The 21889-nt window shown below is 72.9% G+C and carries 14 protein-coding genes and 1 riboswitch; of the genes, 5 read left to right on the top strand and 9 right to left on the bottom strand.

Annotation, left to right across the window (positions count from 1 at the left end):
* Window positions 1-79 precede the first annotated feature (79 nt).
* On the bottom strand, window positions 80-1012 hold the full coding sequence (locus ACZ49B_RS27425; RefSeq protein ID WP_468310969.1) for an oxidoreductase: 933 nt from the start codon (window positions 1010-1012) through the stop codon (window positions 80-82).
* Between the two features lie 174 nt (window positions 1013-1186).
* Between ACZ49B_RS27425 and cbiE the strand changes: the two genes are divergently transcribed.
* The 3 genes from cbiE to ACZ49B_RS27410 are packed head-to-tail and all read left to right on the top strand — an operon-like array spanning window position 1187 to window position 3988.
* The gene (gene cbiE / locus ACZ49B_RS27420) at window positions 1187-2491 is read left to right on the top strand and encodes a precorrin-6y C5,15-methyltransferase (decarboxylating) subunit CbiE (protein ID WP_468311112.1); all 1305 of its coding nucleotides are present in this window, start codon (window positions 1187-1189) and stop codon (window positions 2489-2491) included.
* Window positions 2488-3237, top strand: coding sequence for a precorrin-4 C(11)-methyltransferase (gene cobM / locus ACZ49B_RS27415; protein WP_468310967.1), 750 nt, complete (start codon window positions 2488-2490; stop codon window positions 3235-3237). The genes cbiE and cobM overlap by 4 nt, the downstream gene beginning before the upstream one ends.
* Window positions 3227-3988, top strand: a complete 762-nt coding sequence (locus ACZ49B_RS27410) for a cobalt-precorrin-6A reductase (RefSeq protein ID WP_468310965.1) — start codon at window positions 3227-3229, stop codon at window positions 3986-3988. The genes cobM and ACZ49B_RS27410 overlap by 11 nt, the downstream gene beginning before the upstream one ends.
* 578 nt (window positions 3989-4566) lie before the next feature.
* On the opposite strand, the gene ACZ49B_RS27405 is transcribed toward ACZ49B_RS27410, so the two are convergent.
* Genes ACZ49B_RS27405 through cobG form a run of 3 tightly spaced genes read right to left on the bottom strand, consistent with a single transcriptional unit; the run spans window position 4567 to window position 8005 of the window.
* Window positions 4567-6060 carry a precorrin-2 C(20)-methyltransferase gene (locus tag ACZ49B_RS27405; RefSeq protein WP_468310963.1) on the bottom strand — a complete coding sequence of 498 codons (1494 nt, stop codon included), beginning with the start codon at window positions 6058-6060 and terminating at the stop codon, window positions 4567-4569.
* Window positions 6057-6704, bottom strand: a complete 648-nt coding sequence (locus ACZ49B_RS27400) for a precorrin-8X methylmutase (RefSeq protein WP_468310961.1) — start codon at window positions 6702-6704, stop codon at window positions 6057-6059. The genes ACZ49B_RS27405 and ACZ49B_RS27400 overlap by 4 nt, the downstream gene beginning before the upstream one ends.
* Complete coding sequence (gene cobG / locus ACZ49B_RS27395) at window positions 6701-8005, bottom strand: precorrin-3B synthase (protein ID WP_468310959.1); 1305 nt, start codon at window positions 8003-8005, stop codon at window positions 6701-6703. The genes ACZ49B_RS27400 and cobG overlap by 4 nt, the downstream gene beginning before the upstream one ends.
* A gap of 125 nt (window positions 8006-8130) precedes the next feature.
* Window positions 8131-8269, top strand: a riboswitch (cobalamin riboswitch).
* A 33-nt stretch (window positions 8270-8302) separates the two neighbouring features.
* Between cobG and cobN the strand changes: the two genes are divergently transcribed.
* Complete coding sequence (gene cobN / locus ACZ49B_RS27390; RefSeq protein ID WP_468310958.1) at window positions 8303-11920, top strand: cobaltochelatase subunit CobN; 3618 nt, start codon at window positions 8303-8305, stop codon at window positions 11918-11920.
* A gap of 105 nt (window positions 11921-12025) precedes the next feature.
* Here the strand turns inward: cobN and ACZ49B_RS27385 are convergent, their stop codons facing one another.
* Window positions 12026-13267, bottom strand: coding sequence for a cytochrome P450 family protein (locus ACZ49B_RS27385; RefSeq protein WP_468310956.1), 1242 nt, complete (start codon window positions 13265-13267; stop codon window positions 12026-12028).
* Complete coding sequence (locus tag ACZ49B_RS27380; RefSeq protein WP_468310954.1) at window positions 13260-14330, bottom strand: cytochrome P450; 1071 nt, start codon at window positions 14328-14330, stop codon at window positions 13260-13262. The genes ACZ49B_RS27385 and ACZ49B_RS27380 overlap by 8 nt, the downstream gene beginning before the upstream one ends.
* A 724-nt stretch (window positions 14331-15054) precedes the next feature.
* Between ACZ49B_RS27380 and ACZ49B_RS27375 the strand changes: the two genes are divergently transcribed.
* Window positions 15055-17277 (top strand): terpene synthase family protein, encoded by a 2223-nt coding sequence (locus tag ACZ49B_RS27375; RefSeq protein WP_468310952.1) that lies wholly within the window; start codon window positions 15055-15057, stop codon window positions 17275-17277.
* A gap of 66 nt (window positions 17278-17343) precedes the next feature.
* Here the strand turns inward: ACZ49B_RS27375 and ACZ49B_RS27370 are convergent, their stop codons facing one another.
* The 3 genes from ACZ49B_RS27370 to ACZ49B_RS27360 form a co-directional block, all read right to left on the bottom strand.
* Entirely contained in the window at window positions 17344-18636 is a 1293-nt protein-coding gene (locus tag ACZ49B_RS27370) for a YncE family protein (protein WP_468310950.1), read from the bottom strand.
* A gap of 115 nt (window positions 18637-18751) precedes the next feature.
* Window positions 18752-19915: an XdhC family protein gene (locus ACZ49B_RS27365; RefSeq protein ID WP_468310948.1), complete on the bottom strand. Its 1164-nt coding sequence runs from the start codon at window positions 19913-19915 to the stop codon at window positions 18752-18754.
* 75 nt (window positions 19916-19990) lie between these two features.
* On the bottom strand, window positions 19991-21454 hold the full coding sequence (locus ACZ49B_RS27360) for an NCS2 family permease (RefSeq protein ID WP_266662407.1): 1464 nt from the start codon (window positions 21452-21454) through the stop codon (window positions 19991-19993).
* Between the last annotated feature and the right edge of the window lie 435 nt (window positions 21455-21889).

Genomic DNA, 21889 nt, shown 5'->3' with positions numbered 1-21889 from the left:
GGATCAGGTCCCGTCCGGGGCGCCCCGAGGCACCCCGGGGGCGGACGGGCTCACGGCGGGGCGCCCGGCCCGGATCCGCTCAGCGTGCGAGGGAGCCGTACGGGACGGAGGTGAGCTTCTCCGAGGCCGCCCACAGCCGTTCGCCGGAGGTGTCGTCCAGGGTCCACTTCGCGCGCCAGGAGCGGACGGGCGCCCCGCGCCAGCCGAGCCGCGGTCCGTAGAACGCGTCGGGCAGCACCCCCGGCGCGGTGGCCGCGTACAGCGTGGGCAGGGCCCCGGAGGCCGCGGACTGGGCGAGGACGGCGGCGCCGATCCCCATCAGCCGGGACATGGGCCGGTGGCCCTCCTGGCGCGCCGCCCCGACGTGCAGGTTGGTCGAGGCGTAGCCGGGGTGCGCGGCGGCAGCGACGATCCCGGAGCCGGCGGCCTCGAGGCGCCGGGCCAGCTCGTGGGTGAAGAGGAGGCCCGCGGTCTTGGAGCGGCCGTACGCGATCCAGCGCCGGTAGCGGTGCTCGCTGTTCAGGTCGTCGAGGTCGACGTCGCCGAGGGCGTGGAACCCGCTGGAGACGGTGACGATCCGGGCGCCGGGGGCGGCGGACAGCAGCTGTGGCAGGAGCAGTCCGGTCAGGGCGAAGTGGCCGAGGTGGTTGACCCCGAACTGGGTCTCGAACCCGTCGGCGGTCCGCCCGAACGGCAGGGCCATCACGCCCGCGTTGTTCACCAGCAGGTCGAGGGACGGCCGGCGCTGTCCGAAGGCCTTCGCGAACTCCCGTACGGAGCCAAGGTCGGCCAGATCGAGCGGGATGAACTCCACCTCGGCGCCGGGTACTTCGGCGCGCAGCCGCACCACCGCGGCCCGGCCGCGCGCCGCGCTGCGGCAGGCCAGCACCACCTCCGCGCCGTGCCGGGCGAGTTCCCGGGCGGTGATGTAGCCGATACCGCTGTTGGCGCCCGTGACGATTGCGGTCCGGCCGCTCTGGTCGGGGATGTTCTCGGCGTTCCAGCCAGGCATGCGGTCTCCCTCGCGGGTGGGTCGAGCGGCACGGTCACGTTGGGGTTACCGAGGGTAGACCTCATCCTTCGCGGGGGTGGAGCCGGGGGCCGGTCACCCGGCCAGTAGGCTGCGGGTCCACCCGCTCCCTTCCCGTTCCCGAGGTACCGCGCAGTGAGCTCCGCACCGCCCCCCATGCCCGTGTCGGTCGTCGGCCTCGGCGCCGACGGCTGGGCCGGGCTGACCGCCGCCGCGCGTGCCGCTCTGACCGGGGCCGAGGTGCTGATCGGCGGACCGCGGCAGCTGGACCTGCTGCCGCCCGGCGAGTGCGCCGGCGAGCGGGTGGCCTGGCCGAGCCCGCTGCGGCCGGCCGTGCCGAAGCTGATGGCCGAGCACGCGGGCCGCCGGATCGCGGTGCTGGCGAGCGGCGACCCCATGTTCTACGGGATCGGCCGGGCCCTGGCGCAGGAGCTCGGGCCGGACGCCCTGCGGGTCCACCCGCACCCTTCGTCGGTGTCGTACGCCTGTGCCCGCCTGGGCTGGCCGGTGGAGGACACCGAGGTGGTCACGGTGGTCGGCCGTCCGGTGGCCCGGCTCGCGGCCGCGTTGTACGAGGGGCGGCGGGTGCTGGTGCTCAGCGCCGGAGCGGCGACCCCGAACGAGATCGCTGCCCTGCTTCGAGAGCGGGGCTTCGGCCCGAGCCGGATGCGGGTGCTGGAGCAGCTCGGCTCCGAGCGCGAGGACGCGTACGAGGGGCGGGCCGACGGCTGGGACCACGCGCCCGGCGATCCCCTCAACGTGGTCGCCGTGGACTGCCGCCGCAACCGTGAGAGCGAGGTCCCGCGACTCGGCGCGACCCCCGGCCTGCCCGACAGCGCCTACGAGCACGACGGCCAGCTCACCAAGCGCCACGTCCGGGCCGCGACCCTGTGCGCCCTCGCCCCGGCCCCCGGCGAGCTGCTGTGGGACATCGGCGGCGGCTCCGGCTCCATCGGCATCGAGTGGATGCGCACGCACCCCTCCTGCCGGGCGGTGGCCGTGGAGCGCGTCCCGGAGCGGGCGGCCCGCATCACCCGCAACGCGGCGGCGCTCGGCGTCCCGGGGCTGCACGTGGTCACCGGAGCCGCTCCCGAGGCCCTCACCGGACTCCCGGCCCCCGACGCGGTGTTCATCGGCGGCGGGCTGACCGCGCCGGGCCTGCTGGACGCGGCCTGGGCGGCCCTGGCCCCGGGCGGCCGGCTGGTGGTCAACACCGTGACCCTGGAGTCGGAGGCGGTCCTCACCGAGCGCTACCGGCGCCACGGCGGCGACCTGGTCAAGCTCGCCGTCGCGCACGCGGTGCCGGTCGGCGGTTTCACGGGCTGGCGCCAGGCGATGCCGGTCACGCAGTGGTCCGTGACGAAGCCCTGGCCGCGGACCCAGGACCTCTCCGAAACAGGCGCAGACGCAGACGCAGGCGCAGGCGCAGACGCAGAGAACGAAAAGGACCAGACGACATGACCGTGTACTTCATCGGTGCGGGCCCCGGCGCCGCCGACCTGATCACGGTGCGCGGTGCCCGGACGCTGGCCGCCGCCCCGGTCTGCCTGTACGCGGGCAGCCTCGTCCCGCGCGAACTGCTGGCCGAGTGCCCGCCGGACGCCCGTCTGGTCGACACCTCGCAGCTGAACCTCGACGAGATCATCGCCGAGTGCGTACGGGCGCACGCGGCGGGCGAGGACGTGGCGCGGCTCCACTCCGGCGACCCGTCGATCTTCAGCGCGGTCGCGGAGCAGATGCGGCGGCTCGATGCGGCCGGCATCCCGTACGAAGTGGTGCCGGGCGTCCCGGCGTTCGCCGCGGCCGCGGCTGCGCTGAAGCGGGAGCTGACGGTCCCCACCGTCGGCCAGACCGTGATCCTGACCCGGATCGCCCAGCAGGCCACCCCGATGCCGCCCGGCGAGGACCTGGCCACGCTCGGCCGTAGCGGCGCGCTGCTGGTCCTGCACCTGGCCACGCGCTACGTGGACCGGGTCGTCGCCGAACTGCTGCCGCACTACGGGGCCGAGTGCCCGGTGGCGGTGGTGGCGATGGCCAGCCGCCCCGACGAGCTGATCCTGCGCGGCACGCTGGCCGACATCGCGGCGCAGGTCAAGGAGGCGGGCCTGGTCCGTACCGCGGTCATCCTGGTGGGCCGTACGCTCGGCGCCGAGCAGTTCCGCGACAGCCACCTGTACTCCCCCGAACGCGACCGCCATGTCTGCTGACGAGGCCCGGGCCCACGTACTGATCCTGGGCGGTACCACGGAGGCCAGGCAGCTCGCGGAGGCCCTGGCCCAGGACCCCTCGTACCACGTGACCACCTCGCTGGCGGGCCGGGTGTCCGCGCCCGTGCTGCCGCCCGGCGAGGTGCGGATCGGCGGCTTCGGCGGGATCGCCGGGCTCGCGGGCTGGATCATCGGCCACGAGGTGACGCACGTGGTCGACGCCACCCACCCGTTCGCGGAGCAGATGAGCTTCAACGCCTCCGAGGCGCAGGCGCTCACGGGGGTCCCGCTGCTGGCGCTGCGCCGCTTCGGCTGGGCTCCCGGGCCCGGCGACGCCTGGACCTTCGCGGACTCCCTCGCGGGGGCGGCCGAGCTGCTGCCCGCACTCGGCAGCCGGGCGTTCCTGACCACCGGGCGGATGGGGCTGCACGCCTTCGCGCACCTCACCGACACCTGGTTCCTGATGCGTTCGGTGGACGCACCGGCCCCGCCGATGCCGCCGCGCCTCGAAGTCCTGCTGGACCGGGGCCCGTTCGATCTCGACGCAGAGCGCGAGCTGCTGGCCCGCCACCGGATCGACGTCCTGGTGACCAAGGACAGCGGGGGCAGGGCGACCGCGCCGAAGCTCACCGCGGCCCGGGAGGCGGGCATCCCCGTCCTCGTCGTACGCCGCCCCCCGGCCCCCGAGGGCGTGCCGGAGGCGTACTCGGTGGCCGCGGCCCTGCGCTGGCTCGCAGAAACCCCGGCGTAGGAACCGCGAACAGGAAGGCGCGGCCGCGCCCCGCGGGGCCGTTGTCGAAGGGGGCTCCTCCGCTCGTCGGGACCCGGCAGGTGCAGCGACTGGAGCGCGACGGCCGGCGGCGACCGGGCGTACCTCTTCCCGTCGGCCGGGCTGGTGGCGGTACCGATGCCCGCGCTCCCCACCGGCGAGGACGGGGACGAGGACGGGGACGTGCGGCTGCTGGGGGCGGTCCGTGCCGTCGAGCGAGTGGCCGTGGCCGAGCCGGAGTTCCGGCCCGCCGCCGAGGCCTGGTCCGCGCAGGGCGGGCGCCCGACGTGCGATGTGCCCGGACAGCTCGGCGGCCCCCCGACGGGCTCCAGTACGACGCGACGCCCGACCGCACGGGTTGCGGCGGCCCGATGGAGTTCGTGGCCCGGCTGGCAGAGGGTCCGGACGCCCGCACCGCCCCCGACTTCGGCTCCGGCAGCGCCTGTGCGCACGCCTGCGAGCCGTGCGGCCGGGCGGCGTTCCTCTGGCCGTGCTGAGCGCCACGCCGGAGGACGCGCCGCCGCGCCCGGCGCCGGGGCGGCGGCCGTCCGGTCCGCCGGTCAGGCCTCCGGGTAGCGGCGCGGGGTCCAGGCGATCCGGGAGCCGTCCGGCCGCTGCGTGACCTGGGTCTGCGAGGATCCGATCAGCAGGATCGTGCGCATGTCCACCTCGGACGGCTCCAGTTCGCCGAGCGGGAGGATGCGGACGGACTGCTGCGGGCCGCCCACGTCGCGGGCCACCACGACGGGCGTCTGCGGCGAACGCAGCTCCAGCAGCAGCTCCTTGGCCTGGGCGACCTGCCAGGTCCGGCTGCGCGAGCCCGGGTTGTACAGGGCGAGCACCAAGTCCGCTGCTGCGGCGGCGCGCAGCCGCTCCGCGATGACCTCCCACGGCTTGAGCCGGTCGGACAGGGAGAGGGTGGCGTAGTCGTGGCCGAGCGGGGCCCCGGCCGCGGCGGCCGCCGCGTTGGCGGCCGTCACCCCCGGCAGTACCCGTACGGGCACGTCCTTGTACTCCGGCTGGCCCGCGACCTCCAGGACGGCGGTGGCCATGGCGAAGACGCCCGGGTCCCCGCCGGAGACCACGACGACCCGCTTGCCGCGGCGGGCGAGGTCGAGCGCGAACTCGGCGCGCTCCGACTCGACCTTGTTGTCGGAGCCGTGCCGGATCTGGCCCGGCTTGACGGGTACGCGGTCCAGGTACGTGGTGTACCCGACGAGCACCTCGGCGTCGGCCAGCGCCCTCCGGGTCTCGGGGGTGAGCCAGAGCGGCCCGGCCGGTCCGGTGCCGACGACGGCGACCTCGCCGGGCCCGGACGGCACGCTGCCCGGGTTGCCGATGCGGCTGGGCACGACGGCGACGGCGAAGTACGGGACGCTGTCGGGATCGGTGTCGGCGAGGACGCCGGTCCGCTCGCCCGCCATGGTGGCGCGCTCCACGTACCGGGCCTCGGCGAGGCGGCCGCTGCCCTCCATGGCCCGGCGTACGGCGGGGAAGGTACGGCCGAGCTTCATCACGACCGCGGAGTCCGTGGCGGCGAGGCGGGCGGTGAGCTCCTCCTCGGGCAGGGTGCCGGGCAGGATCGTCAGCACCTCCTCGCCCTCGACGAGCGGGGTGCCGAGCCGGGCGGCGGCGGCGCTCACGGAGGTCACCCCGGGGATCACCTCGGCCTCGTACCGGTCGGCGAGCCGCTTGTGCATGTGCATGTACGAGCCGTAGAAGAGCGGGTCCCCCTCGGCGAGCACGGCGACGGTCCGGCCGGCTTCGAGGTGCGCGGCCAGCCGGGCGGCGGACTGTTCGTAGAACTCCTCCATCGCCCCCTGGTAGCCGCCGGGGTGGTCGGTGGTCTCGGTGGTGACCGGGTAGACCAGAGGCTCCTCGACGTGGTCCGCGCGCAGGTGCCCGGCGGCGATCGAGCGGGCGATCGAGCGCCCGTGGCGGGCGCTGTGGTACGCGACGACATCCGCCTCGGCGATGACCTGGACGGCCCGGAGGGTCATCAGGGAGGGGTCGCCGGGGCCGAGCCCGACGCCGTACAGCTTTCCGGTGCTCATTCTTCCTCGCTCGCGATCGCGTTGACGGCGGCGGCCGCGATGGCGCTGCCGCCGCGCCGGCCGCGCACGATCAGGTGGTCGAGGCCGGAGGCGTGGGCGGCGAGCGCGTCCTTGGACTCGGCTGCGCCGATGAAGCCGACCGGTACGCCGATGACGGCCGCGGGGCGCGGAGCGCCCTCCTCGATCATCTCGAGCAACCGGAACAGCGCGGTCGGCGCGTTGCCGACGGCGATCACGGAACCCTCCAACAGGCCGCGGTCGCGCCATACTTCGAGGGCGGCGGCGCTGCGCGTGGTGCCCATCTTCGCGGCGAGGGCGGGCACGGCCGGGTCGGAGAGCGTGCAGATCACCTCGTTGTCGGCGGGCAGCCGCTTGCGGGTGACCCCGCTGGCGACCATCTGCACGTCGCAGAGGATCGGCGCGCCGGCGGTCAGGGCGGCCCGCGCGCGCAGCACGACGTCGGCGGTGTAGCCGAGGTCCTGGGGCAGGTCGGTCATTCCGCAGGCGTGAATCATGCGTACCGCGACCTGGGCGACGGAGGCGGGCAGCCCGGAGAGGTCCGCCTCGGCGCGGATCGTGGCAAAGGACTGGCGGTAGATCGCCGCGCCGTCCTTCTCGTACTCGAACACTGTGTACTCGCTCATTTCTTCGCTGCGTCATGGGAGGTGGTGCGGCGTGCGTCCGCGAGGGCCGCGGGAAGTTCGGAGGTCTGGAGGCCGCGGCGCGGGGTGCGGCCGGCCACGGAGAGGTCGTACCCGGTGGGGGTGGCGACCACGTCCACCCACGCGGTGCCGCGGGGGTGCCCGCACCTACGTTCGCACCCGGACCAGTGCACCGGGAGGGGGCCGGTCGCGCGGGTGACGGCGGCGCGCGCGTCGGCGCGTACGTCCGCGAGGGATTTGGCGCAACCGGGCTGACCGGTGCAGGCGGTGACGGACCGCCAGGGATCGTCCGGGGCGGTGACCAGCCCGGCCCCGGCGAGGGCGGCCAGCTCTTGTGCCGCGGTGCGGGCGGGCAGGCCGGGGACGACGATGCCGCGCCAGGGGGTCAGGCGGACACGGCCCGTGAGTCCGGCCAGCTTGCGCCACTGCGCGGTGGTCAGCCGGCCCAGCGGTGCGAGCACGCTGAGGGCCACGGTCCCGTGGGGGCCGTCGACGACGCCGGGCTCGGGGGCCTGTCCGTGGGGGGCGCCGACAGCCGGTGCGACGGATGCCTCGACCCCGGCGGCAGCCAGCCGCACGGCCAACTCACCCGACCGCAGAGCCTGTTCGGCGGGCAGCTCGGCAACCCGCCAGGCCCGGGTGCCGGCTTCCCGGACGGCGTCGAGGAAGTACGCGGCGGCCACGAGGGCGGCCCGGGGCGCGTCGGCCGCGGCCACGAGCAGGGCGTCCGCCGAGCCGGCCGTCCACAGCAGGGCCCGGTCGCCGTCTCGGGCGACCAGGTTCACGTCCGCGGCGAGCGAGGTGACGTCGCGGCGGCCGTCGTCGAGGGCGAACAGGAAGCGGCCGGACAGCCCGGCCGCGGGCGCGCTCGCGCACAGCAGCCGGTCCAGCTCCGCGACCCAGGGCGCCACGTCGGGCAGGCCGAGCCGGTCGAGGCCGGTCAGCGGCGAGGCCACGATGTTGCGGACCCGCTCGTGGGTGGGCGCGGGCAGCAGCCCGGCACGGACGAGCACGGACTGGAGTTCGCCGCCACAGCTCGCCCCGAGTCCGCGCAGTTGCGCGTTGCCGCGCGAGGTGAGGTCGATGTGCCCGTCGCCCAGCCGGTCCGCCGCATCGGCCAGCAGCAGGGCCGCGTCCGCGTCGAGCATCCCGCCGGGCACCCGGACCCGGGCCAGGAACCCGTCGTCCGCGGCATGCAGCCGCAGCGCACCCGGGCAGGCGTCACCGCGGTCGCGTATGACGGGTTCGTCCCGCGATGCGGCGGAAGGGGGCTGGGGCGGCATGGCGGCGAGCATACCCACGATTCCCCCGCCCCGACCTGTGGCCGTCACCACCCGCCCCCTCCGCGCTGCGGCGGTGCGCGGGCGGGCGGCGCCGGGCCACCCCCACTCCCGGTCAGGGAGATCGCCACCTAAGATGACCAGCGGCGGAGCCACATGGCCCGCCGGGAGGAAGCCCGGTGCGAATCCGGCGCGGTCCCGCCACTGTGAACCCTGCAGAGCAATCCGCCGGGTAAGTCAGGAACTCCCGCTGTCCTCACTGCCCGGGGCGCGGAAACCCCGAGGAAGGCCTGCCGCCGCATGATCCTGCTGCTGTCGACGTCCGACACCGATCTGCTCAGCGCCCGTGCCGCGAACACGGCGGACGGCCCCGTGCCGTACCGGTTCGCGAACCCGTCCCGCCTTCCCCTCGACGACCTGCCCGGGCTGCTCGACGGCGTCGACCTGGTCGTCGTACGCCTCCTCGGCGGCCTGCGCGCCTGGCAGGACGGCCTCGACCTGCTCCTGGCGCCCGCCCAGACCCGCCCGGTGGTCGTCCTCACCGGCGAACAGGCCCCGGACGCCCAGCTGATGGAGGCCTCCACGGTCCCGATCGGCATCGCGGCCGAGGCGCACGGCTACCTCGCCCACGGCGGCCCCGCCAACCTGGACCAGCTGGCGCGCTTCCTCTCCGACACCGTGCTGCTCACCGGCCACGGCTTCGAGCCGCCCGCCGCCGCGCCGACCTGGGGCCCGCTGGAGCGCACGCCCGGGACCACCACGGGCCCCCGGATCGCCGTGCTGTACTACCGCGCCCACCAGATGAGCGGCAACACCGCCTTCGTGCACGCCCTGTGCGACGCGATCGAGGCCCAGGACGCCCAGGCGCTCCCCCTCTACGTGTCCTCCCTGCGCACCCCGGAGCCGGACCTGATCGCCGCGCTGGAGTCGGCGGACGCGGTCGTCACCACCGTCCTCGCGGCCGGCGGCACCAAGCCCGCCACCGCCTCCGCCGGCGGCGACGACGAGTCGTGGGACGCGGGCGCGCTGGCCGCGCTCGGCGTCCCGATCCTCCAGGCCCTGTGCCTGACCGGCTCGCGCAGCGCCTGGGAGGAGAACGACGAGGGACTGTCCCCGCTCGACGCCGCCACCCAGGTCGCCGTCCCGGAGTTCGACGGCCGCCTCATCACCGTCCCGTTCTCCTTCAAGGAACTCGACGAGGACGGCCTGCCCGCGTACGTGGCCGACCCCGAGCGGGCGGCCCGCGTCGCCGGCATCGCCGTGCGCCACGCCCGCCTCCGGCACATCGAGCGCCGCGACAAGAAGATCGCGCTCGTCCTCTCCGCGTACCCCACCAAGCACTCCCGCATCGGCAACGCGGTCGGCCTCGACACCCCGGCCAGCGCCGTGGAGCTGCTGCGCACCCTCATCGCGGGCGGCTACGACTTCGGCCCCGTCGAAGAGGTGCCGGGCCTGGTCTCCGGCGACGGCGACGAGCTGATCCGCGCCCTGATCGAGGCCGGCGGCCACGACCAGGACTGGCTGACCGAGGAGCAGCTGGCCCGCAACCCGGTCCGGATCCCGGCCGCCGACTACAAGCGGTGGTTCGCCGAGCTCCCGGCCGAGCTGCGCGAAAGCGTCGAGCAGCACTGGGGCGAGGCCCCGGGCAACATGTTCGTGGACCGCTCCGCGAACCCGGAGGGCGACATCGTCCTCGCGGCGCTGCGCCGCGGCAACCTCCTCATCCTGATCCAGCCGCCGCGCGGGTTCGGCGAGAACCCGATCGCGATCTACCACGATCCGGACCTGCCGCCCTCGCACCACTACCTGGCCGCGTACCGCTGGATCCAGGCCCGTGCCGAGGACGGCGGTTTCGGCGCCGACGCGATGATCCACCTGGGCAAGCACGGCAACCTGGAGTGGCTGCCGGGCAAGAACGCCGGCCTGTCGGCGGCCTGCGCGCCCGACGCCGCGCTCGGCGACCTGCCGCTCATCTACCCGTTCCTGGTGAACGACCCGGGCGAGGGCACGCAGGCCAAGCGCCGCGTGCACGCCACCCTGGTCGACCACCTGGTGCCGCCGATGGCGCGCGCGGAGTCGTACGGCGACATCGCGCGCCTGGAGCAGCACCTCGACGAGTACGCACAGATCTCCGCGATGGACCCGGCCAAGCTGCCTGCCATCCGCGCGCAGATCTGGACCCTGATCCAGGCCGCGAAGCTCCACCACGACCTGGGTCTGGAGGAGCGCCCGGACGACGAGGGCTTCGACGACTTCCTGCTGCACGTCGACGGCTGGCTGTGCGAGGTCAAGGACGCCCAGATCCGCGACGGCCTGCACGTCCTGGGCGGCGCCCCGACCGGCGAGGCCCGGGTCAACCTGGTCCTCGCGATCCTGCGCGCCCGTCAGATCTGGGGCGGCACCACGGCCCTGCCCGGCCTGCGCGAGGCGCTCGGCCTGGACGAGTCCGCTGCCACCCGTACGACCGCCGACGAGGCGGAGGAGGCGGCCCGCGCGCTGGTGCAGGCGATGGAGGACGCGAACTGGGCCCCGGAGGCGGTGGCTTCGGTCGCCGCCGGCCACTCGGCGGACGTGGCGGCCGTACTGGACTTCGCGGCCCGCGAGGTCGTCCCGCGGCTGGCCGGCACGACCGACGAGATCGCCCACGTGGTCTCGGCCCTGGACGGCTCTTTCGTCCCGGCGGGCCCCTCGGGTTCCCCGCTGCGCGGCCTGGTCAACGTCCTCCCGACCGGCCGCAACTTCTACTCCGTCGACCCCAAGGCCGTGCCCTCCCGCCTCGCGTGGGAGACGGGCCAGGCCCTGGCCGACTCCCTCCTCACCCGCTACCGCACGGACAACGGCGAGTGGCCCGCCTCGGTCGGCCTGTCCCTGTGGGGCACGAGCGCCATGCGCACCTCGGGCGACGACGTGGCGGAGGCGCTGGCCCTGCTGGGCATCCGTCCGGTCTGGGACGAGGCCTCGCGCCGCGTCACCGGCCTGGAGCCGATCCCGCTCGAGGAGCTGGGCCGCCCGCGCATCGACGTGACCCTCCGCATCTCGGGCTTCTTCCGGGACGCCTTCCCGCACGTCATCGGACTGCTGGACGACGCGGTGCGCCTCGCGGCGTCCCTGGACGAGCCCGCCTCGGAGAACTACGTCCGGGCGCACGCCCAGGCGGACCTCGCCGAGCACGGCGACGAACGCCGGGCCACGACCCGTATCTTCGGCTCGCGCCCGGGCACGTACGGCGCCGGCATCCTCCAGCTGATCGACTCCCGCGACTGGCGTACGGACGCCGACCTCGCGGAGGTCTACACGGTGTGGGGCGGCTACGCGTACGGCCGCGGCCTGGAGGGCCGCCCGGCCCGCGCCGAGATGGAGACCGCGTACAAGCGGATCACGGTGGCCGCGAAGAACACGGACACCCGCGAGCACGACATCGCCGACTCGGACGACTACTTCCAGTACCACGGCGGCATGGTGGCCACGGTCCGCGCCCTGCGCGGCACGGCCCCGGAGGCGTACATCGGCGACTCCACCCGCCCGGAGACGGTCAAGACCCGCACCCTGGTCGAGGAGACGTCCCGCGTCTTCCGCGCCCGCGTGGTCAACCCCAAGTGGATCGAGGCGATGCGCCGCCACGGTTACAAGGGCGCCTTCGAGCTGGCGGCGACCGTGGACTACCTCTTCGGCTACGACGCCACGACGGGCGTGGTCGCGGACTGGATGTACGACAAGCTCACGGAAACCTACGTCCTGGACCCGACGAACCGCGCCTTCCTCGAGGAGGCCAACCCCTGGGCCCTGCACGGCATCGCGGAACGCCTCCTGGAGGCCGAGTCCCGCGGCATGTGGGAGAAGCCGGACCCGCAGATCCTCGAATCCCTCCGCCAGGTCTACCTGGACACGGAGGGCAACCTCGAGGGCGACTCGGAGTAGTCCGCTTCGCACGGTGCCGGACCGGCCTCCTCACCCGCGTACGGGTGGGAAGGCCGGTCCGGCCCTTCGGCGTTCCGGGCCCCGGGGCTGCGGCCCCCGGGGGGCTCAGCCCAGCCGTACGGGCAGGCTGAGCAGGCCGCGGTGGCGGGGGTTGGACTGCCACCGCGCCTCGTGCGTCTCGTGGAGGCGCAGGCGGGGGAAGCGCTCGAGGATCCGGGTGAGGGCGATCTCGCCCTGCAGACGGGCGAGCGGCGCCCCGAGGCAGTGGTGGATGCCGTGGCCGAAGGCCAGGTGGCGGCCCGCGTCGGCCCGGCCGATGTCGAACCGGTCGGGGTCGGCGAACACGGCCGGGTCCCGGTCGGCTCCGAGCAGCGAGATCTGGACGAACTCGCCCTCCTGGATGGTCACTCCGCCCATCCTGATTGGCTCGGTGGCGTAGCGGAACGACGCGAGGCCGGACGGGGACTCGTAGCGCAGGACCTCCTCGACCGCGCCCCCCACCAGCTCCGGGTCGGCGCGCAGGGCGGCGAGCTGGCCGGGGTGGGTGAGCAGGGCGTGGATGCCGTTCGCGACGAGGTTGACCGTGGTCTGGTGGCCCGCGACGACGAGGAGGAAGGACATGGAGGTGATCTCGTCCTCGGTGAGCGCGCCGCCGTCCTCGTCCCGGGCGGTGAGCAGGGCGGACAGCAGCCCGTCGTCGTCCGGGTCCTCGCGCTTGAGCGCGACGAGGGCGCGCAGGTAGGCGACCATGCTCTCCGCCGTGAAGACGGAGACCTCGCCGTCGCCCTGACCGCCGCCGAGGCTGTTGCCCCGTACGTGGAGGATCTCGTGGTCCGCGTCGGAGGCGCCGAGCAGCTCGAAGGCGACCGCGACCGGCAGCGGGAGGGCGAACTCCGAGATCAGCTCCGCCTCGGCCTTCCCCTCCAGGGCGTCGAGCAGCCCGGCGACGAGCTGTTCGACCATGGGTCGCAGGCTCGCGGTACGGCGGGCGGTGAACGCCTTCTGTACGAGCTTGCGCAGCCGGGTGTGGTCGGGCGGGTCGGCGTTGAGCATGTGCGAGAACATCGCCGCTCCGGGCCCCTCGGTGAGCCCGATGTGCCGGCCGAACCGCTGGGCCGCCCGGTTCTTCGACAGCCGCGGGTCGGCCAGGAGGGCCTTCGCCTCCGCGTGCCCGGTGACGACCCAGCCCTCGACCGCTCCGGGGCCGGGGTAGCGCACGTACCGGATGCCGCCGGCCTGCCGCAGGCTCCCGTAGATCTCGTGGGCGCGGTCCTGCCAGTCGTCGGCCAGGATCTCGGCGTTCTCGCGGTCGTGGCCCTGGCGGTCGTGGGTCTTGCGCTCACGCATGCTGCACCCGGTCCTTGTGGCCGACGTGGACGGTCTTCACCCCGAGGAGGCCGACGAGCGGCACCTCGGCGGTGCGCTGGCCGGGGGCGACGACGAGTCCGGTCCGGCGGATGTGGTCGAGCAGGAGTTCCGCCAGCGGCATGACCATGTGCCGCCCCCAGCACCGCTCGCTCGCGTGGCCGAACGGCATGTATCCGGGGGTGGTGTCCGGGTCGAGGGTGTCCCACCGGGCGGGCCGGAACGCCTGCGGGGCGTCCCACAGGGCGGGGTCGCGGTGGGTGAGCAGCGGCAGCACGAGTACGTCGTCGCCGGACCCGATGCGGGAGTCGAGGGCGGGGTACTCGGGGCTGCGGTTGCGCAGCAGGTTCCAGGAGGGCGGCAGCAGCCGCATCGCCTCGTAGAGGATGTTCCGGTTCGAGTCGCCGTCGTCGAACGGGGAGCCGAGCCACAGGGCGTTGGCGACGAGGGTGGAGACGGTGAAGCAGACGGGGGCGGCGGCGCGCCGGTACATGCCCATGGCGTACCGGCGGTCGTGGTAGCCCTCGGCCTCGGCGAACAGGCTGCCGATGTGGGTCAGGTGCGGGCCGGGCCTTGGCCGCCGCGGGAGCGCGGCTCCGGCGACGATGGTGGACCAGGTCAGCTTCGGGTCGATCTCCAGGGTCCGGGACATCAGGATCCGCAGCCGCGCGGGGTCGTCGCGCAGGATCAGATCGCGGAGGAAGGTGTGGCCGGTGAGGGGCCACGGCCCCGACAGGTCCGTGTCCCGCGGTATCGGGCGTTCCAGGGCTTTGCGCACGTCCTTGCCGATGGTGCGCATCACCGACGAGGCCTCGGTCTTGGAAATGGAGCGGCCGTGCAGGGGTTTGAATGTCGGCCGCTCGGTCTCGGTGGCTTTTCGCGCACCGAGAATTATGTCGGAGAGTTCCGCTCCGGCAATTCCGATGGTGTCGGGCTCCAGCCGGACGAGGTCCTTGCCGAGGTGGTCGTCGAGGAGTGCCTGGAGGCGCGGGGCGAATACGGTGGCACGGCGCGTACGCGAATCCGTGCAGGGCGTGGCTGGCATATGGGCTCCGGGGAATACGGAAGGCCCGTACGCGGCGGGGCCGGCAGGTCGAAGCCGGGCCCCGCCGGGTACGGGCCCGGTACTGGAATTTCCGGCCTAGTACCAGAAGTACCAGGCGCTCTGCTTCAGGCTCGGCTCGCTCTTCTTGACGAACGACAGATCCCGGCAGATCGGAGCGCTGCGCAGGACGGCAAGAATCCTGTTCTTCATTCGTTTCCCCTCTTTCGCATGCTTACGCACGTCAATGGTCCGACCGGACACGGCAGTTGATATGCACAAGAGGTGCACCCGCCGTGTTGTGTGGCCGTTGCAGCGAGTAGACACGGAAGTGACGGAAGTAGTCAATGGTTCCGCTTTTGCGCTGGCCGAATCCGATGCCCCGGAAGGCTTCCTCCGCACCTTCGAATGAATTCGAACGCCGCGTGACAACTCGAATACCGCAATCTCTTGGAATCGACCTCGTGCCTGCACATGCGGGTGAGCGCGAACCGCGCACGGTCATATGGCGTTCGACCCGACCCCGGACGGGATCGCCCGCAGGACCTCGCGGCAGGGTGCCTCTATCTCGCGCCAGGCACCTGCGCCCCGGAACGGCTCATGCGTCACCTGAAGCGGTGAACCGACCCTTGGCGGGCGGCCGGACCGGGTAGGGGCGTGCTGATCTCGTGCGGGGGGCCGTAGCCAAGGACCCCCCGTGCCCTCGGACGGAAAGGCCCATCGCGCCGTGACACAGCCGTTTCAACTGCCGGATTTCTACGTGCCCTATCCGGCGCGACTGAACCCGCACCTGGAGGCCGCGAGAACGCACACCCGGCAGTGGGCCCGCGACTTCGGGATGCTGGAGGGGTCCGGTGTCTGGACGCAGAAGGACCTGGACGCGCACGACTACGCGCTGCTGTGCTCGTACACGCACCCCGACTGCGACGGCGACGCGCTGGACCTGGTCACCGACTGGTACGTGTGGGTGTTCTTCTTCGACGACCACTTCCTCGAGGTCTACAAGCGCACCCAGGACCGCGAGGGCGCGAAGAAGTACCTCGACGGGCTGGCCGCCTTCATGCCGATGGACCTCGCCGACGGATTCCCCGAGCCGGCGAACCCGGTCGAGGCGGGCCTCAAGGACCTGTGGTCGCGGACCGTGCCCGCGATGTCGACGGACTGGCGGGAACGATTCTCCGAGTCGACGAGGAACCTCCTCAACGAGTCGATGTGGGAGCTCCACAACATCAACATCGGCCGGGTGGCCAATCCGCTCGAGTACATCGCGATGCGCCGCAAGGTCGGCGGCGCCCCCTGGTCCGCGGGCCTGATCGAGTACGTGTCCGCCGAGGTGCCGGCCCGGGTCGCCCACGCGCGCCCGCTCGAGGTGCTGCGCGACGCGTTCTCCGACGCGGTGCACATCCGCAACGACATCTTCTCGTACCAGCGCGAGGTGGAGCAGGAGGGCGAACTCTCCAACTGCATCCTGGTCCTGGAGACCTTCCTGAAGTGCACCACCCAGGAGGCCGCCGACCTGTCGAACGACCTGCTGACCTCGCGGCTCCAGCAGTTCGAGTACACGGCCCTCGCCGAGGTCCCCGCGCTCGCCGCCCTGCACGGCCTCGACCCCGTCGAGCTGGCATCCGTACTCGCGTACGCGAAGGGCCTGCAGGACTGGCAGTCCGGCGGCCACGAGTGGCACATGGTCTCCAGCCGCTACATGAACGCGCAGGCCAGGACAGGGGCGGCGGCCCCGCTCACCCTGCCCTTCATGCCCACCGGGCCCGGAACCGCCGCCCTCGACCTGCGCTCGGTGCTCAATCCCCGCGCGATGGACCTGCGCCGGCGCAGCTTCACGCACGTGCCGTTCCGGAGGGTGGGCCCCTCGCTGCTGCCCGAGTTCCACATGCCGTTCCCGCTCACCCTCAGTCCGCACCTGGACCGGGCGCGCCGGGAACTGGTGGTCTGGTGCCGGGAGATGGGCCTGCTGCACCCGCAGCCCGGCGACCCCGGCTCCGACATCTGGGACGAGGCCAAGCTGGTCGGCATGGACTTCGCCCTGTGCTCGGCGGGCATCGACCCCGACGCCACGCCCGAGGCGCTGAGCCTGAGCGCGCAGTGGCTGGCCTGGGGCACGTACGCGGACGACTACTACCCCAAGGTCTTCGGCGGGTCGAAGTCACCCGGCGCCGCCCGGGCGGCGACCGACCGGCTGATCGCCATGATCCCCGTCGACCCGGACGGGGCTGCGGAGCCCGTCACCGCGATGGAGCGGAGCCTGAAGGACTTGTGGGCCCGGACCGTCGCCGGGATGGGCCCTGCGATGCGCGCGGAGTTCCGCGGGCACGTGATCGGGATGCTGGACAGCTGGGTCTGGGAGATCGGCAACGCCGTCGTGAACCGGATCCCCGACCCGGTCGACTACGCCGAGATGCGCCGCTTCACGTTCGGCTCGTACATGACGATGTTCCTCGCCAAACTCGGCCACGAGGGCGACGGCGTCCCTCCCGAGGTCTACCGGGACGGGGTGATGCGCTCGCTGGAGAGTGCGGCGGCGGACGTCGGCTGCATCGTCAACGACCTCCATTCGTACCAGAAGGAGATCGAGGTCGAGGGCGAGGTCCACAACCATGTCCTCGTCACCCAGAACTTCTTCGACATCGACTATCCGCAGGCGTTCGCGATCGTCGCCGACCTGCTGGAGCAGCGCACCCGGGAGTTCGAGCACATCCGGGACCACCAGCTGCCGGTGCTGTACGCGGACCACGGCCTCGGCCGGCAGGCGCGGGCCTCGCTCGACGCGTACGTGCGGGAGCTGGAGGACTGGATGGTGGCCGTCCTCAACTGGCACCAGAGCGTACGCCGTTACCGCGACGAGGACCTGCACCCGAAGCCCTCCGGCCTGACCCCCGGGGCCTGGAGCCCCTCCTTCGGCATGTCGGCGGCCCGCATCTCCCTGCCGGCCTGACCCCGCCCGCCCGGGCGGTGCGCGCACCACCGCCCGGGCGGGCGAACGCCGCTCCTGCGGGCGCCGCTACTGCGGGCCCGTCCAGCCCGTCGGGACGTGGCCGAGGCGGACGCGCTGGGGGTGGTCGCCGACGGGGACGGAGACCCGCTTGGTCCCGGTGGCGAAGTCGATGGCGGTGACCCGGTCGGCTCCGCTCTCGGAGATCACGCAGGCCGTGCCGTCCCCGTCGACGGTGGCCCAGTACGGCTTGTCGGCCTGGACCAGCGGCCCCTCGGTGAGGGTGGCACGGTCCACGACGGTGGCGTAGTCGTCCATCGTGCCCGCGATGCAGAGCTTGGCCCCGTCCGGGCTCATGGACATGCCGTGGTGGCGGGAGTCGTTGACCCAGGTGGTGCGGTCCGCGTTGGTGGCGGGGTTGCGGGGGAGCTCCTTGATCCGGGTGATGCGGTCGGTGGCCACGTCGTACTCGACGACCCCGTTGAAGAAGGACACCTGGAAGTAGAGCTTGGACTCGTCGGGGCTGAACGACATGGGCCGGACGGCATCGGACAGGTCCGAGCGGCCGAAGGCGTCCAGCCGCGCGCGCATGTCGATCACGCGGACCGTACGGAAGGTCTGCGCATCGACGATGGTGATCTTCCGGTCGCCCTTCGTCCAGTCCAGCCAGTGCGCGTCGAGGGCGGAGGTGACGTCGCCGATGGAGCTGTTCCACAGATGGCGGCCGTCGCGGGAGAAGGTGTTCTCGTGCGGCTTGTCGCCGGTCGGGAAGGAGCCGAGCTGCCGCCCGGTGGTGATGTCCAGGACGTGCACGGTGTTGGCGGTGGAGGCGGAGACGGCGACCCGGGTGCCGTCCGGCGAGACCGCCATGTGGTCGGAGCGGTAGCCGGCGACGGGGAAGCGCCAGTTGAGCCGGCCCGTGCGCACGTCGATCGAGACGACGTCGGCGAAGCTGGGGCGGGAGGCGACCACGGCGGTGCCGTCCGGGGTGGTGTACATGTCGTCCACGAACTGGTCGTGGCCCTCGCCCGCGGTGGCGCGGATGCCGAGGAAGAAGCCGAGCTTGATCGGATTGAGATAGATCTCCCGGAGCCTCTCCTCCTTGTCGGGGATCATGTCGATCCGCCCGACCTTGGCGAGGTCGCCGGTGGAGGCGAGCACGTCGGCGGTCCCCTCCCAGTTGTTGCCGACGAACAGCACCTCGCGGACGCCGGGACCGGCGGCGGGGCCCGGAGCCGGGGCCGAGGCCGCCGCGGGACCCCCGGCGAGCGAGGCCGCGACCAGCGCACAGCCGGCGAGGAGCGTGACGACGGGCGTACGGGCGGTGCGGGCCGTGCGGGCGGTGCGTGCGGTCCGGGACATCCGCTCAACTCCGTTGCAGGAAGGCGCTGTTACCGGCCGGTAAAATAGGCGGAACGGCAAAAGGGCGCAACCCTCGGGTCACGCCCTTTTCTTCACGCCCTTTTCTTCACGTCCTTCAAGCGACGGAGCCGATCCTGCCGATCACCGTGTTCGAGGTGTCCGGGTGGATCGGTATGTGCGCTCCCGTGAGGGCCGCGCCGGTGCCGCCGCGGCGGTTGGCGACGATCTCGGCGGCGATGGACAGCGCGGTCTCCTCCGGGGAGCGGGCGCCGAGGTCCAGGCCGATCGGGGAGCGCAGCCGGGCCAGCTCGAGCTCGGTCACGCCGACCTCGCGGAGCCGCTTGTTGCGGTCCTCGTGGGTGCGGCGGGAGCCCATGGCGCCGACGTAGGCGACGGGCAGCCTGAGGGCCAGCTCCAGGAGCGGGACGTCGAACTTGGCGTCGTGGGTGAGCACGCACAGGACGGTCCGGCCGTCCAGCGAGCCCGCCGAGGACTGTGCCTCGAGGTAGCGGTGCGGCCATTCGACGACGATCTCGTCCGCCTCAGGGAAACGATTCTTCGTCGCGAAGACGGGTCGCGCGTCACACAGGGTCACGTGGTAGCCGAGGAACTTGCCGATCCGCACCAGGGCGGAAGCGAAGTCGATGGCACCGAAGACGATCATCCGCGGCGGCGGGACGCTGGACTCGACGAGCACCTTGAGCGGCTCTCCGCAGAGCCGGCCGTCGGCGCCGATCTCCAGCACGCCCGTCCTGCCCGCGTCCAGCAGGGCGCGGGCCTCCTCGGCGATGGTGCGGTCCAGCTCGGGGTGGCCCCCGAAACCGCCCTCGTGGCCGCCGTCGCCCCGGACGAGTACGGCGCGGCCCTGGAGCTCGGCCGGTCCTTCCGCGATCCGGGCGACCGCCGCCGCCTCACCGCGGGCCGCCGCGGCCAGCGCGGCCGCGAACACCTCGCGCGCCGGGGATCCCACGGGGACCGGGGTGACGAGGATGTCGATGATCCCGCCGCAGGTCAGGCCCACGGCGAAGGCATCGTCGTCGCTGTAGCCGAAGGTCTCCAGGACGGTCTCGCCGTCCTCGAGCGCCTGCCGGCACAGCTCGTACACCGCGCCCTCCACGCATCCGCCGGAAACCGAGCCGATGGCCGTGCCCTCGCCGTCGACGGCGAGTGCGGCTCCGGGCTGCCGGGGCGCGCTCCCGCCGACCGCCACCACGGTGGCGACGGCGAAGTCACGTCCCTGCTCGACCCACCGGTTCAGTTCTTCGGCGATGTCCAGCATGTGCGGCCTCCTCGGAGAGGTTCGGTTACCAGTATCGGATGCGTGGAGGGTCAGGTCCCGGTCACGGGCCCGGCCTTACTTCACACCGAGCCACGCCTCGATCGGGTGGAGGGCGAAGAAGACCAGGAAGACGCCGGTCAGGACCCACATGAAGGCGCCGATCTCGCGGGCCTTGCCCTGCGCGACCTTGATGGCCACGTAGGAGATGACACCGGCGGCGACGCCCGGGGTGATCGAGTACGTGAAGGGCATGACCACCACGGTCAGGAAGACCGGGATGGCGGTCGCGGTGTCGGCCCAGTCCACGTGGCGGGCGTTCTGCATCATCATCGCGCCGATGACGACCAGGGCCGCGGAGGCGACCTCACCCGGGACGATCTGCGTGATCGGGGTGAAGAAGAGGCAGGCGGCGAAGAACAGGCCCGTGACGACGGAGGCGAGGCCCGTGCGGGCGCCCTCGCCCACGCCGGTGGCGGACTCGACGAACACGGTCTGGCCGGAGCCGCCCGCGACGCCACCGATGGCGCCACCGGCGCCGTCGATGAACAGGGCCTTGGACAGGCCCGGCATGCGGCCCTTGTCGTCGGCGAGCTTGGCCTCGGTGCCGACGCCGATGATGGTCGCCATCGCGTCGAAGAAGCCGGCGAGGACCAGCGTGAAGACGATCATGCCGACCGTCATGACGCCGACGTCGCCCCAGCCGCCGAACTCGACCTTGCCGAAGAGCGAGAAGTCGGGCATCGAGACGGCGGAGCCGTCCAGGGTCGGCGGACCGTTGCGCCAGGCCTTCGCGTCGATGTCCGCGACGGCGTTGAGGATCGCGGCGAGCACGGTGCCGCCGACGATGCCGATCAGGATCGCGCCGGGGACCTTGCGGGCCTGCAGCATGAAGATGGTCAGCAGGGTGACGCAGAAGATCAGGACGGGCCAGCCGGCGAGCTCGCCGACCGAACCGAGCTGGACCGGGGGACCGAACTCGGAGCCCTTGCCGACGAAGCCGGCCTTCACGAGGCCGATCAGGGCGACGAACATGCCGATGCCCATGGTGATCGCGTGCTTGAGCGCGAGCGGGATCGCGTTCATGATCATCTCGCGGAGGCCGGTGACGACCAGGAGACAGATCACGACGCCGTACATCACGCACATGCCCATGGCCTGCGGCCAGGTCATCTGCGGGGCGACCTGCGAAGAGAGCACGCCGGAGACGGAAAGGCCTGCGGCCAGCGCCAGCGGGACCTTGCCGACGAAGCCCATGAGGAGCGTGGTCAGGGCCGCGGCGAACGCCGTGGCGGTGATGAGGGCCTTCTGGCTCATGGTGTCTCCGGCGACGTCCTTGCCGGAGAGGATCAGCGGGTTGAGCAGGAGGATGTACGCCATGGCCATGAAGGTCGTGACTCCGCCACGAACCTCATTGCCGACGCTGGATCCTCTGTGGGTGATGTGAAAGTACCGGTCGAGCCAAGAACGCCCGGCGGGGGTACGAGAGCCGTCGCCGGCCTCTTCCGCGGTGGTCTTGGGCTCCACAGACGACTGGGTCATGGTGCCTAACTCCCAAGGTTCAAAGGGGCACCCGCATGAAGATTGGAGACGCGGGATTTGGGAAACTCCGTTTGGCTGCACGACCCGGGGTGACGGCCCGAGGCGACGCGAAATGCACTGCGTGTACTGCGGGTACTGCGGGGGTTCTGCGGTACTGGCGGCGGCTCCGGGGTGCCGGGGCCACCGGGTGTTGCGTGGGGGTACTGCCGGTGGAACGAACCGCGAGCGGTGCGGTTTTTCGTACTCCGGACTTCTTGCTCCGGGCGGTGCGGCTGGAAGTGTGACGTTCCCGGTGTCACACCGCCCGGAAATCTGTGGGGGTGGGGGGGGGGGGGGGGGGGAGCAAAAAGGGAGACGGGGGGAGGGGGGGGGGGGGGGGGTGGGGGGGGGGGGGGGGGGGTGGGGGGGGGAGGGGGGGGGGGGGTGGGGGGTAAC

It is taken from the genome of Streptomyces sp. NPDC031132 (assembly GCF_055570595.1).
Note: the sequence above shows the minus strand (reverse complement) of the source record. Positions and strands in the feature narration are given on the sequence as shown.

Coding starts and splice junctions, on each gene's coding strand:
- cobM (WP_468310967.1), top strand. CDS start 2,488: ATGACCGTGTACTTCATCGGTGCGGGCCCCGGCGCCGCCGACCTGATC.
- ACZ49B_RS27385 (WP_468310956.1), bottom strand. CDS start 13,267: ATGCGTGAGCGCAAGACCCACGACCGCCAGGGCCACGACCGCGAGAAC.
- cobG (WP_468310959.1), bottom strand. CDS start 8,005: ATGCCGCCCCAGCCCCCTTCCGCCGCATCGCGGGACGAACCCGTCATA.
- ACZ49B_RS27410 (WP_468310965.1), top strand. CDS start 3,227: ATGTCTGCTGACGAGGCCCGGGCCCACGTACTGATCCTGGGCGGTACC.
- ACZ49B_RS27380 (WP_468310954.1), bottom strand. CDS start 14,330: ATGCCAGCCACGCCCTGCACGGATTCGCGTACGCGCCGTGCCACCGTA.
- ACZ49B_RS27360 (WP_266662407.1), bottom strand. CDS start 21,454: ATGACCCAGTCGTCTGTGGAGCCCAAGACCACCGCGGAAGAGGCCGGC.
- cbiE (WP_468311112.1), top strand. CDS start 1,187: ATGCCCGTGTCGGTCGTCGGCCTCGGCGCCGACGGCTGGGCCGGGCTG.
- ACZ49B_RS27370 (WP_468310950.1), bottom strand. CDS start 18,636: ATGTCCCGGACCGCACGCACCGCCCGCACGGCCCGCACCGCCCGTACG.
- ACZ49B_RS27365 (WP_468310948.1), bottom strand. CDS start 19,915: ATGCTGGACATCGCCGAAGAACTGAACCGGTGGGTCGAGCAGGGACGT.
- cobN (WP_468310958.1), top strand. CDS start 8,303: ATGATCCTGCTGCTGTCGACGTCCGACACCGATCTGCTCAGCGCCCGT.
- ACZ49B_RS27405 (WP_468310963.1), bottom strand. CDS start 6,060: ATGAGCACCGGAAAGCTGTACGGCGTCGGGCTCGGCCCCGGCGACCCC.
- ACZ49B_RS27400 (WP_468310961.1), bottom strand. CDS start 6,704: ATGAGCGAGTACACAGTGTTCGAGTACGAGAAGGACGGCGCGGCGATC.
- ACZ49B_RS27425 (WP_468310969.1), bottom strand. CDS start 1,012: ATGCCTGGCTGGAACGCCGAGAACATCCCCGACCAGAGCGGCCGGACC.